Raw genomic sequence first — 12,096 nt, 5'->3', positions numbered from 1 at the left:
GCTCAGGCCTTGGTGGAGGGGGCGGGGCTGCGGGTCCGGCTGCGCTGGGCGGCGCGCAGCTGCTCGAGCACCACGTCGCGCTTGTGGTCCAGGTGGGCGACCAGCACGGCGCGCATGCGGGGGGCGTCGCGCGCGGCCAGCGCCTCGATCATCTGCTCGTGCTCGCGCACGGCCTGCGTCCATTTCTCCCCGTCCTGGTTGGACTTGAAGCGCAGCGCCTGCAGGCGCGCGTTGACCTGGTTGTAGGTGCTGCTGAGCACCGGGTTCTTGGCCGCGGTGTTGATGGCGCGGTGGATCTCGGCGTTGAGGCGGTAGTAGCTGGGCAGGTCGCGCCGCGTGTAGGCGGCCATCATCTCGAAGTGCAGGGCGCGGACCTCGGCCAGCTCGGCGTCGGTGATGCGCTCGGCCGCGAGCTCGCCCGACTGCGCCTCCAGCCCGGCCATGACCTCGAAGGTGTGCAGCACGTCGGTCGCCGACAGCTGCAGGGCGATCGCGCCGCGATTCGGCACCAGCTCCACCAGGCCCTCGGCGGCCAGCATCTTGATGGCCTCGCGCAGTGGGGTGCGCGACACCTTGAGCACCTCGCAGAGCTCGCGCTCGTTGAGCTTGGCGCCGGGGGCGATGCGGTTCTCCACCAGCATCTTGCGCAGGCGCTCGGCCACCTGCTCGTGCAGCGCGGCGCGCGGTATGGAAATGATTTCTGCCGTCATGTTTGAATTTTGTATTCAAAAACACCGCATGTCAAAGCAGTGTTTCCTTTTTGTTTGCTAGCAATAAATGAATTTTGTATGCAAAAATGGCCGTCCTTTCAGGAGACCTCATGCTGAACCTCGATTTCCACCCCACCGGCCGCCATTTCCTGCAGATCCCCGGCCCCTCGCCGGTGCCCGACCGCATCCTGCGCGCCATGAGCCTGCCCACCATAGACCACCGCGGCCCGGAGTTCGGTGCCCTGGGTCGCAAGGTGCTGGCCGACATCCGCCAGATCTTCCAGACCCGCAACCCGGTGGCGATCTACCCGGCCTCGGGCACCGGCGCCTGGGAGGCCGCGCTGTCGAACCTGCTGAGCCCTGGCGACCATGTGCTGATGTACGAGACCGGCCATTTCGCCACGCTGTGGAACAAGATGGCCACGCGCCTGGGCCTGCAGACCGAGTTCCTGGCGCTGCCCGGCACCGAGCACGGCGTGCCGGCCGGCTGGCGGCGCGGCGTGCAGGCCGAGCAGATCGAGGCGCGCCTGAAGGCCGACAGCGGGCACGCCATCAAGGCGGTCTGCGTGGTGCACAACGAAACCTCGACCGGCGTGACCAGCGACATCGCCGCCGTGCGCCGCGCGATCGACGCAGCCCGCCACCCGGCCCTGCTGCTGGTCGACACCATCTCCGGCCTGGCCTCGGCCGACTACCGGCACGACGAATGGGGCGTGGACGTCACGGTGAGCGGCTCCCAGAAGGGCCTGATGCTGCCGCCGGGCATCAGCTTCAACGCGCTCTCGCCCAAGGCGCTGGAGGCCAGCAAGAGCGCCAGGCTGCCGAAGGCCTTCTGGGCCTGGGACGAGATCGTCGAGATGAACCAGAGCGGCTACTGGCCCTACACGCCCAACACCAACCTGCTGTACGGCCTCAGCGAGGCCTGCGACATGCTGCTCGAGCAGGGCCTGGAGGCGGTGTTCGCGCGCCACCAGCGCTGGGCGGCCGGCGTGCGCGCCGCGGTCAAGGCCTGGGGCCTGGAGATCCAGTGCGCCGACCCCGCGGTCTACTCGCCGGTGCTGACCGGCGTGATCATGCCCGAGGGCGTGGACGCCGATGCCGTGCGCAAGCTGATCTACGAGCGCTTCGACTGCTCGCTCGGTGCGGGCCTGGGCAAGCTCAAGGGCCGCATGTTCCGCATCGGCCACCTGGGCGACTGCAATGACCTCACGCTGGTCGGCGCGCTGGGCGGCTGCGAGATGGGCCTGCGCCTGGCCGGCGTGAGGCTGGCCGGCTCGGGCGTGCAGGCCGCGATGGAGTACTTCGCCGGCCATCCGCAGCCGGTGGCGCTGCGCAAGGCGGCCTGAATGTACGGTCTGTAGAGCGCTTCTCAGGCGTAGCGCTTCTCCAGCGCATCCCACGCCGGCTTGCCTACCAGCCGCTGGCGCTCGGCGAACGGCGCGACCAGCGCCGGATCCTCGTCCACGCGTTTCTGCTCGCGCAGCACCGTCAGCGCGCGCTGCATGCCCGCCACGGCGCCCTGCAGCGCGGCGTTGGCGTACAGCACGATGCCGTAGCCAAGCTCGGCCAGCTGCTCCGCGCCGAAGATCGGTGTCTTGCCGCCGATCACCATGTTCATGAGCTGGGGCTTGGCGAGCCGCCGCGGCAGTGCGCGGATCTCCTCGGCCGTGGTCACGGCCTCGACGAACAGGAGGTCGGCGCCGGCCTCGGCGAACTTCTGGGCGCGCTCGACCGCGGCCTCGAAGCCCTGCGTGGCCGCCGCATCGGTGCGGGCCATGATCATCAGGTCGGGGTCCTGGCGTGCGTCGACCGCCGCCTTGATCTTGCTCACCGCCTCCTCGGTAGCGATCACCTCCTTGCCCGAGAAATGGCCGCAGCGCTTGGGCGCGACCTGGTCCTCGAACTGGATGCAGTCGGCCCCGGCGCGCTCCAGCACGCGCACCGTGTGGCGCACATTGAGTGCGTTGCCGAAGCCGGTGTCGGCGTCGACGATCAGCGGCAGCTCCACCGCGTCGCGGATGCGCGCCGTGTGGTCCGCGATCTCGGCCAGGCCCATGAAGCCCTGGTCGGGCAGGCCGAACCACATGTTGGTCACGCCGGCGCCGGTGACGTAGATCGCCTCGAAGCCGAGGTCGGCGATGAGCTTGGCCGACAGCGCGTTGAAGGCGCCGGGCACGAGCACGCCACGGCGTGCCTCGGTCAGGGATTTGAGTTGCTTGCGGGTGGACATGTGAGAACGCTCCAATCAGAAACTGTCGCCGGGCACGCGCACCCAGCCTTCCATCAGCACGCGCGCGCTGCGGCTCATGAGGGCCTTGGTGACCTTCCATTCGCCGCCGACCTTGGCGGCCTGCGCGCCGACGCGGAGCAGGCCCGAGGGGTGGCCGAAGCGCACGGCGTTGCGCTCGCCGCCGCCGGCCGCGAGATTGACCAGGGTGCCGGGAATGGCCGCCGCCGTGGCGATGGCCACGGCCGCCGTGCCCATCATCGCGTGGTGCAGCTTGCCCATGGACAGGGCCCGCACCAGCAGGTCCACGTCGGCGGCCTTGACCGCCTTGCCGCCCGATGCGACATGGTCGGCCGGCGGGGCGACGAAGGCGATCTTGGGCGTGTGCTGGCGCTTGGCGGCCTCGGACAGGTCCTGGATCAGGCCCATCTTCACGGCGCCCCAGGCACGGATGGTCTCGAAGCGCGCCAGGGCCCGGGCATCGCCATTGATGGCCTCCTGCAGCTCGGTGCCGGTGTAGCCGAGCTCCTTCGCGTCGACGAAGATGGTCGGGATGCCGGCGTTGATCAGCGTGGCCCTGAGCGTGCCCACCCCGGGCACCTCGAGCTCGTCGACCAGCTTGCCCGTCGGGAACATCGCGCCGCCCCCGTCCTCCCCCTCGTCAGCTGGATCGAGGAACTCCAGTTGCACCTCGGCGGCGGGAAAGCTCACGCCGTCGAGCTCGAAGTCGCCGGTCTCCTGCACCTGACCGTTGGCGACGGGCACATGCGCGACGATGGTCTTGCCTATGTTGGCCTGCCAGATGCGCACGGTGCAGAGGCCGTCCGCGGGAATGCGCTCGGCCGGCACCAAGCCGTTGGCGATCGCGAACGGGCCGACGGCGGCCGAGAGGTTGCCGCAGTTGCCCGACCAGTCGACAAAAGCCTGGTCGATCGCGACCTGGCCGAACAGGTAGTCCACGTCGTGGCCGGGCCGGCCTGACTTCGACAGGATCACGGTCTTGGAGGTCGACGAACTGGCGCCGCCCATGCCGTCGATCTGCTTGCCGTAGGGGTCCGGGCTGCCGATCACGCGCAGCAGCAGCTTGTCGCGGGCCTCGCCCGGTATCTGGGCAGCTGCAGGCAAGTCCTGCAGACGGAAGAAGATGCCCTTGCTGGTGCCGCCGCGCATATAGGTGGCGGCAATCTTGATCTGGGGTGCGAAGGCCATGGTCATCTCGGCTTGTTTTCTGCCAGGAAGTCCTGCGCGAAGCGCTGCAGCACGCCGCCGGCCTCGTAGATCGAGACCTCCTCGGCGGTGTCCAGGCGACAGGTCACGGGCACCTGGACGGACTCGCCATTCCGGCGCTGGATGAGCAGGGTCAGGTCGGCGCGCGGGATGCGATCGCCGATCACGTCGAAGGTCTCGGTGCCGTCCAGGGCCAGGCTCAGGCGGTTGGTGCCGGACTTGAATTCCAGCGGCAGCACGCCCATGCCGATCAGGTTGGTGCGGTGGATGCGCTCGAAGCCCTCCGCGACCACGGCCTCGACGCCGGCCAGGCGCACGCCCTTGGCGGCCCAGTCGCGCGAGGAGCCCTGGCCGTAGTCGGCGCCGGCCACCACGATCAGCGGCTGCCCGCGGTTCAGGTAGGTCTCCATGGCCTCCCACATGCGCATCACCCGGCCTTCGGGCTCGACGCGGGCCAGCGAGCCGGGCTTCACCCTGCCGTCGGCGTCGCGCACCATCTCGTTCTGGAGCGTGGGGTTCGCAAAGGTCGCGCGCATCGCGCTCAGGTGGTCGCCGCGGTGGGTGGCGTAGGAGTTGAAGTCCTCCTCGGCCAGGCCCATGCTGGCGAGGTACTCGCCCGCGGCCGAGTCCGGCAGGATGGCGTTCGAGGGCGAGAGGTGGTCGGTCGTGATGTTGTCCGGCAGGATGGCCAGCGGGCGCATGCCCTTGAGCGTGCGCGGCTTGGCGGCCAGCGCCCCGACGCCCGACCGGTCCCAGTAGGGCGGGCGGCGGATGTAGGTGGACCGCGGGCGCCAGTCGTACTGCGGGCTGACCTGTTCGCCGCTGTCGGCCTGGATGGCGAACATGGGCTCGTAGACCGCGCGGAACATCGCGGGCTTCACGCTCGAGCGGACGATGGCGTCGATCTCCTCGTCGTCGGGCCAGATGTCCTTGAGGCGGATTTCCTGGCCGTCGACGACGCCCAGCAGGTCGCGCTCGATGTCGAAGCGCATGGTGCCGGCGATCGCATAGGCCACGACCAGCGGCGGCGAGGCCAGGAAAGCCTGCCTGGCATAGGGGTGGATGCGGCCGTCGAAGTTGCGGTTGCCCGAGAGCACGGCGGTTGCGTAGAGGTCGCGGGCCATGATCTCCTGCTGGATCCTGGGATCGAGCGCGCCCGACATGCCGTTGCAGGTCGTGCAGGCGAAGGCCACGATGCCGAAGCCGAGCTGTTCGAGCTCGGGCAGCAGGCCCGCTTCCCGCAGGTACAGCTCCACGGCCCTGGAGCCCGGGGCCAGGGACGACTTCACCCAGGGCTTGCGCGCAAGACCCCGCCGGTTGGCGTTGCGGGCCAGAAGGCCGGCCGCGATCACGTTGCGCGGGTTGGAGGTGTTGGTGCAGGAGGTGATGGCGGCAATGATCACGGCGCCGTCGGGCATGCTGCCCTCCGAAGCCTCGGGCATGGTCCATGAGCCGGCAATGCCCTTGGCACCCAGCTCGGTGGTGGCGACCCGGGCGTGCGGGTTGGACGGACCGGCCATGTTGCGCCCCACGGTCGAGAGATCGAACGCCAGCTGGCGCTCGTAGACGGCTTGCTTCAAGCTGTCGGACCACAGGCCCGCGGTCCTGGCGTAGGTCTCGACCAGCCTGAGCTGCTCGGCGCTGCGCCCGGTCAGGCTCAGGTAGTCCAGCGTCTGCTGGTCGATGCTGAACATGGCGGCGGTGGCGCCGTATTCGGGGGCCATGTTCGAAATGGTGGCGCGGTCACCCAGCGTCAGGCTGCTCGCGCCTTCGCCGTGGAACTCCAGGTAGGCGCCCACCACCTTGGACTGGCGCAGGAATTCGGTCAGCGCCAGCACGATGTCGGTGGCGGTGATGCCGCTTGGGCGCTTGCCGCTGAGCCTGACGCCCACGATCTCGGGCAGGCGCATCCACGAGGCGCGGCCCAGCATCACGTTCTCGGCCTCCAGGCCGCCCACGCCGATGGCGATCACGCCCAGCGCATCGACATGCGGGGTGTGGCTGTCGGTTCCCACGCAGGTGTCGGGGTAGGCCACGCCCTGGTCGGCGTGAATCACGGGCGACATCTTCTCCAGGTTGATCTGGTGCATGATGCCGTTGCCCGGCGCAATGACCTGCACGTTCCTGAAGGCCTTGCGGGTCCACTCGATGAAGTGGAAGCGGTCTTCGTTGCGGCGGTCCTCGATGTCGCGGTTCTTGCGCAGCGCGTCGGGGTCGAAGCCGCCGCACTCCACGGCCAGCGAGTGGTCCACGATCAGCTGCACGGGCACGACCGGGTTGACCTGGGCGGGATCGCCGCCTTCGGCCGCGATCGCGTCGCGCAGGCCGGCCAGGTCCACCAGGGCGGTCTGGCCCAGGATGTCGTGGCAGACCACGCGGGCCGGGTACCAGGGAAAGTCGCGGTCGCGCCGGCGCCCGATGATTTGCAGCAGGCATTCGTCCAGGATCGCGGGATCGCAGCGGCGCACCAGGTTCTCTGCATGCACGCGCGCGGTGTAGGGCAGCTGCGCCCAGGCGCCGGGGCGCAGCGCCTCGACCGCCTCGCGGGCGTCGAAGTAGTCCAGCGCCGTGCCGGGCAGGTTCTTTCGGTATCGTTGGTTCATGGGGAGAATGGAAATGGGTCTGGCCAGCCGCTGCGGTCAGGCACGATCCTCGATGGACACGAACTTCTGATCCTCGGGGCCGACGTAGTTCGCGCTGGGCCGGATGATCTTGTTGTCGATGCGCTGCTCGATCACGTGCGCGGCCCAGCCGCTGGTGCGTGCGATCACGAACAGCGGCGTGAACATCGCAGTGGGCACGCCCATCAGGTGGTAGCTCACGGCGCTGAACCAGTCGAGATTGGGGAACATCTTCTTGACGTCCCACATCATCGTTTCCAGCCGCTCGGCGATGTCGAACATCTTGGTGTTGCCCGCCTCCTCCGACAGACGCCTGGCCACGCGCTTGATCACCACGTTGCGCGGATCGCTCACCGTGTAGACCGGATGGCCGAAGCCGATCACGACCTCCTTGGCCTCGACGCGCCGGCGGATGTCGGCCTCGGCCTGGTCCGGGTTGTCGTAGCGCTTCTGGATCTCGAAGGCCACCTCGTTGGCGCCGCCGTGCTTGGGGCCGCGCAGCGCGCCGATGGCGCCGGCGATGGCCGAATACATGTCGCTGCCGGTGCCGGCGATCACGCGCGCGGTGAAGGTGGAGGCATTGAACTCATGCTCCGCGTAGAGGACCAGCGAGGTGTGCATCGCGCGCACCCAGGTGTCGGACGGCTTCTCGCCGTGCAGCAGGTGCAGGAAGTGGCCGCCGATGGAGTCGTCGTCGGTCTCGACCGCTATGCGCTTGCCCTGCGTGCTCCAGTGGTACCAGTACAGCAGCATGGAGCCGAGCGAGGCCATCAGCCGGTCGGCGATGTCGCGCGCGCCGGGCGCGCTGTGGTCGTCCTTCTCGGGCAGCACGCAGCCCAGCGCCGAGACGCCAGTGCGCATCACGTCCATCGGGTGCGCGCCGGCCGGCAGCCTCTCCAGCGCCTCCTTCACGCTCGCCGGCAGCCCACGCAGGGACTTGAGCTTGGCCTTGTAGGCCTTGAGCTCGGCGCGCGTCGGGAGCTTGCCATGCACCAGCAGATGGGCGATCTCCTCGAACTCGCAGACCTCGGCGATGTCGAGGATGTCGTAGCCCCGGTAGTGCAGGTCGTTGCCGCTGCGGCCGACGGTGCACAGCGCGGTGTTGCCGGCGGCAACGCCCGAGAGGGCGACGGATTTCTTGGGCTTGAAGGCGGCGGCGGCGCCGGCCTCGGTCGTGGTGGTCATGCGGTCTCCTTGTCCAGATGGGAACGGTTGATGGCAACGGGGCGTCCGGCGGCGTCTACGGCCACCATCTCGAAAACCCCCTTGAGCACCTCCTCGGGCGGCAGGCCCGGCGTCTCGGCCAGGCCCGCCACGCACACGGTCATCGAGCTGCGCCCGACGCGGCTGACCCAGGCGCGCAGCCTGAGCGCCTGGCCGACGGGGACCGGCGCGCGGAAATCGACACCGGTGACGCCAGCCATCACCACCTCGCGCTGCGCCAGGCTGCGGCCGGCGAGAAAGGCGGCCTTGGCCATCAGTTGCAGACCATGGCCCGCGAACAGCGTGCCATGGTGGTTGGCCTGCGCGGGCAGCACGAGCTCTTGCAGTTCGGCGGTACCAAAGGGGCTTGTCATGATTCGCAATTTACGCAAAATAGGCGCTTCGCAAAAGGACTGAAAGGGCGAATTCTTGCGAAACGAAAACACCAAGTTTGCAAATCTTGCGAATCATCAGATCGCGGGAGCGGCGCCGTGAAGAAGACCTTCGCGGGCGTACGCCTGCGCCGGCTGCGCGCGGAGCGCGGCATGTCGCAGATCGCGATGGCGCAGCAGCTGGGCGTGTCGCCCAGCTATCTCAACCAACTGGAGCAGAACCAGCGGCCGCTGACGGTGGCCGTGTTGCTCAAGATCCACCGCACATTGGGCGTGGACATCCAGCAGTTCTCCGAGGACGAGGAAGCGCGCCTGGTCGCCAGCCTGCGCGAAGCGCTGGCAGACGCTCCCGAGTCCGTCACCCTGCCCGAGCTGAAAGAGGTGGCCTCCCAGATGCCGGCCCTGGGGCGCGCGCTCGTTGCATTGCACCGTCGCAACGTCGAAGCGATGGAGCGGCTCGAAGCAATGGCGCTCAGGTTGGGCGACGACCGCTCCGACATGGCGGCGCCGCGCGCGACGCCGTTCGAGGTCGTCAGGGACTTTTTCTTCACCCACCAGAACCACTTCGATTCGATCGACCGCGCGGCGGAAGCGCTGGCGGCCGAGTCGCGCGCCGGTGGCGGCCCCCTGGTGGAGTGGCTGATCCAGCGGCTGACGAAGCGCCATGGCGTGCGTGTCGTCCTCACCGATGACGCCGAGCAAAGCAAGCGTCGCTACGATCCGGTGAGCCGCGCCTTGCACCTGTCGTCGGCCCTGGAGACGGGGCAGCAGGCTTTTCAGATCGGCACCCAACTGGCGCTGCTGGAGGCTGGCGAGTTGATCGACGCGCTGGTCGACGCGCCGCCATTCAGGGACGATCCTGCATCCCGCAGGCTGGCCCGGATCGGCTTGGCGAACTACTTTGCGGGCGCGTTGCTTCTGCCTTACGGCGCATTCCTGCAAGCAGCCGAGTCGCTACGCTACGACATTGACCTGCTGGGGCAGCGCTTCGGCGTCGGCTTCGAGACCGTGTGCCACCGCCTGAGCACCCTGCAGCGACCTGGTGCGCCGGGCGTGCCGTTCTTCTTCGTGCGCGTGGACCGCGCCGGCAACATCTCCAAGCGACAGTCCGCGACGCATTTTCATTTCAGCAGGACAGGGGGCACTTGTCCGCTCTGGAACGTGTACGAGGCCTTCGGCCAGCCTGAACGCGTTCTGCCGCAGCTTGCGTGCATGCCCGATGGCCGCACGTACCTCTGGATCGCGCGCACCGTGTCCCGGGGCCAGCGCGGCTGGGGCTCGCCACGCCAGACATTCTCGATTGGACTGGGCTGCGACATCCGTCACGCGCCACGGCTGGTGTACGCGAAAGGGCTCGATCTGAAAGACCCCGATGCGGCAACGCCGATTGGCATGGGCTGCAAGGTGTGCGAGCGCGAGCACTGCCCGCAACGGGCGTTCCCCTTCATCGGCAAGCCGCTGGAGGTCGACGAAAACCAGAGCCGGTTTGTACCTTATGGCTTTGCGCATGGCTAGACCGGCCCTCGATGGGCAGCGAGGGGCTCTCAGCGGCACCCCTTTCAAGGTCTTGCTTTCTGCACGCGTCGCACCTCGCGCCACGCCAGGCGGTGCCCGGCGGGGGCTCATACTGTGGCGGTCGGCTGACGCCGACTTCGCTGCGATGCTCGCACCGGGGTCGCGCCGCACCGTGCTCCAAGCTGTATTGCTGGGAGCAGTGGCTCAAGGAGGAGGTGCACATCCCGGGCACTCAGGGTCTGTCCTTGCAGCACCTGTATCGGGCGATGGACTTCCTGGAAGCCAACAAGGAGCCTATCGAGCGAGAGATCTTCCACCGCGTGGCCGATCTGTTGAACCTGGACGTGGAGGTGCTGTTCTACGACACCACGTCGCTGCACTTCGAAATCGACCAGCCGGACCGGGGCGGGGGGCAAGACGACATCGTGCATGGCAGCTTGGCCGCCGGGCACAAGCCGTACAGAGCGCCGCGCAAACACGGCCTGTCCAAGAACGGCCGCGGCGACGCGCCACAGCTCGTCGTGGGCCTGGCGGTCACGCGCGAGGGCTTCCCGGTGCGGCATCGGGTATTCCCTGGCAACACCGTGGACGTGAGCACGGTCGCACGGGTCAAGCGCGACCTGCGCGACTGGCAGCTCACGCGCTGCCTGTTCGTCGGCGATGCCGGCATGGTCTCGGCGGCAAACTTCAAGGCTTTGGCCGCCGGCGGCGGCAAGTACTTCATGTGCATGCCGCTGCGTCGTGGGGACGCGCTGACCGAACAGATACTCGCGCGCGCGGGTCGCTACCGCACCGTCAACCAGCGGCTGCAGATCAAGGAAGTCGTGATCGGTGAGGGCGAGCGCCGCCTGCGCTATGTGCTGTGCTTCAACCCCGAGGAGGCCGCGCGCCAACAGGCGCAGTGCTGTCGCTGCTGCTGGAGCGCACTGTTGAACACGCCTGCGGCGACACTTGGCGCAACGTCTCGGACCGCCTGCGGCGCATCCAGCTCGCGCAATTGTCTGGCCCACACGGAACCGTCTGGCAGATCACGGACCCGACGCCGGAAGCGGCTAAGTGCTTGAAATCCTTGCAGATCAAGCCGCCGCCACCCATCCTTCAGCTCGCCTGACGCGGGTAAACCCCATAGGTACACGGCCGTCGCGCCCACGGCAGAAAAGTCATTGCGCGACGCGAAGTTACGTGGGCGTGTCACTTGGAACTGTCAAAGTCGGGTCAGAGCGAGAGACCGGCGTAAGGCTCACGCGGGCTCCAATTTTCGGTCCACAGACATCGCAAAGTCCGCGCTCACGTGATCAGGTCCGCGTCACCGCCCCAATGGCCTCAAAGCGACTACGGCGTCGCCACAACGATGCGTTCAGCGAACTTCCGCACCGCCCATGACGCAGCTCTGCCCACCATCGACCGGCAGGCACACCCCGGTGATGAAGGCCGCTTCGTCGGATGCCAGGAACACCGCGGCGTGAGCTATGTCCCAGGCCGTTCCCATCTTTCCCGTCGGCACGGCGCGATTGCGTGCGGCCCTCATCTCCTCGTCCGAGGCATACTGCGACGAGATCTCTCTGTAGATGAGTGGCGTGTCGACGGCTCCCGGCAGGATGGCGTTGGCGCGAATACCGTGGCGGGCGTATTGCATGGCCAGTGCCACGGTCGCCTGGTTCACCGCCGCCTTGGCCGTGTAGTAGGCGAAATAGGGGTAGCCGGTCCAGCGGATCGCGGCCAGTGACGAGATGTTGATGATGGCGCCGCGACCCTGCTTGAGCATGTGCGGCAGCACCGCCTTGGACGTGCGGTAGACGCTGCCCAGGTTGATGTCCAGCGACCGGTTCCAGGCTTCCTCGCTTAACTCCACGGGGCCGCCCATGACGGTGGTTCCAACGTTGTTGTGCAGGATGTCGATACGACCGAAGGCCTGGATCGCCCGCTCCACCGCCGCCGCCACCGCCGCGGTGTCGGTCACGTCGGCCTGGACAGCAATTGCCTTGAAGTGTTCCGCTTCGATGCACTCGACGGTCTCACGCGCTGCCTGCTCAACTTGATCGATCGCGACCACGAGCGCGCCTTCGCGCGCGTAAGCCACGGCTGCGGCCTTGCCGTTGCTCCAGCCGGGCCCAGATGAGCCGGCACCGAACACGAGTGCGACCTTGTCCTTTAAGCGATTCATCGTTGCTCCTGTACGTTTGTTTTATGCGGCCGTCCCG

Annotated in this window: 10 protein-coding genes; 3 read left to right on the top strand and 7 right to left on the bottom strand. The window is 68.0% G+C overall.

From position 1 onward, the window contains the following. Positions 1-2 precede the first annotated feature (2 nt). A complete protein-coding gene (locus FFS10_RS12590; RefSeq protein WP_137894818.1) occupies positions 3-710 on the bottom strand; it encodes a GntR family transcriptional regulator in 708 nt (235 codons plus the stop codon). A gap of 110 nt (positions 711-820) precedes the next feature. Between FFS10_RS12590 and FFS10_RS12585 the strand changes: the two genes are divergently transcribed. Continuing rightward, entirely contained in the window at positions 821-2,056 is a 1,236-nt protein-coding gene (locus FFS10_RS12585; RefSeq protein WP_137894817.1) for a pyridoxal-phosphate-dependent aminotransferase family protein, read from the top strand. Positions 2,057-2,079: 23 nt separating this feature from the next. On the opposite strand, the gene FFS10_RS12580 is transcribed toward FFS10_RS12585, so the two are convergent. The 5 genes from FFS10_RS12580 to FFS10_RS12560 are packed head-to-tail and all read right to left on the bottom strand — an operon-like array spanning position 2,080 to position 8,362. Next, positions 2,080-2,940, bottom strand: coding sequence for an isocitrate lyase/PEP mutase family protein (locus tag FFS10_RS12580; protein WP_137894816.1), 861 nt, complete (start codon positions 2,938-2,940; stop codon positions 2,080-2,082). A gap of 15 nt (positions 2,941-2,955) precedes the next feature. After that, the gene (prpF, locus tag FFS10_RS12575; protein WP_137894815.1) at positions 2,956-4,146 is read right to left on the bottom strand and encodes a 2-methylaconitate cis-trans isomerase PrpF; all 1,191 of its coding nucleotides are present in this window, start codon (positions 4,144-4,146) and stop codon (positions 2,956-2,958) included. Positions 4,147-4,148: 2 nt separating this feature from the next. Then, positions 4,149-6,767 (bottom strand): Fe/S-dependent 2-methylisocitrate dehydratase AcnD, encoded by a 2,619-nt coding sequence (acnD, locus tag FFS10_RS12570; RefSeq protein ID WP_137894814.1) that lies wholly within the window; start codon positions 6,765-6,767, stop codon positions 4,149-4,151. A 36-nt stretch (positions 6,768-6,803) separates the two neighbouring features. Then, positions 6,804-7,970: a bifunctional 2-methylcitrate synthase/citrate synthase gene (gene prpC, locus FFS10_RS12565; protein WP_137894813.1), complete on the bottom strand. Its 1,167-nt coding sequence runs from the start codon at positions 7,968-7,970 to the stop codon at positions 6,804-6,806. Further along, a complete protein-coding gene (locus tag FFS10_RS12560; protein ID WP_137894812.1) occupies positions 7,967-8,362 on the bottom strand; it encodes an acyl-CoA thioesterase in 396 nt (131 codons plus the stop codon). The genes prpC and FFS10_RS12560 overlap by 4 nt, the downstream gene beginning before the upstream one ends. 117 nt (positions 8,363-8,479) lie before the next feature. Between FFS10_RS12560 and FFS10_RS12555 the strand changes: the two genes are divergently transcribed. Both FFS10_RS12555 and FFS10_RS12550 read left to right on the top strand, forming a co-directional pair. Further along, the gene (locus FFS10_RS12555) at positions 8,480-9,895 is read left to right on the top strand and encodes a short-chain fatty acyl-CoA regulator family protein (RefSeq protein ID WP_137894811.1); all 1,416 of its coding nucleotides are present in this window, start codon (positions 8,480-8,482) and stop codon (positions 9,893-9,895) included. Between the two features lie 11 nt (positions 9,896-9,906). Beyond that, positions 9,907-10,959, top strand: coding sequence for an IS1634 family transposase (locus FFS10_RS12550; protein ID WP_137894810.1), 1,053 nt, complete (start codon positions 9,907-9,909; stop codon positions 10,957-10,959). A 293-nt stretch (positions 10,960-11,252) separates the two neighbouring features. On the opposite strand, the gene FFS10_RS12545 is transcribed toward FFS10_RS12550, so the two are convergent. Further along, positions 11,253-12,059 (bottom strand): SDR family NAD(P)-dependent oxidoreductase, encoded by an 807-nt coding sequence (locus FFS10_RS12545; protein WP_137894809.1) that lies wholly within the window; start codon positions 12,057-12,059, stop codon positions 11,253-11,255. Between the last annotated feature and the right edge of the window lie 37 nt (positions 12,060-12,096).

This window comes from Ramlibacter sp. 2FC (assembly GCF_005503345.1).
GTDB lineage: Bacteria > Pseudomonadota > Gammaproteobacteria > Burkholderiales > Burkholderiaceae_C > SCMQ01.
Note: the sequence above shows the minus strand (reverse complement) of the source record. Positions and strands in the feature narration are given on the sequence as shown.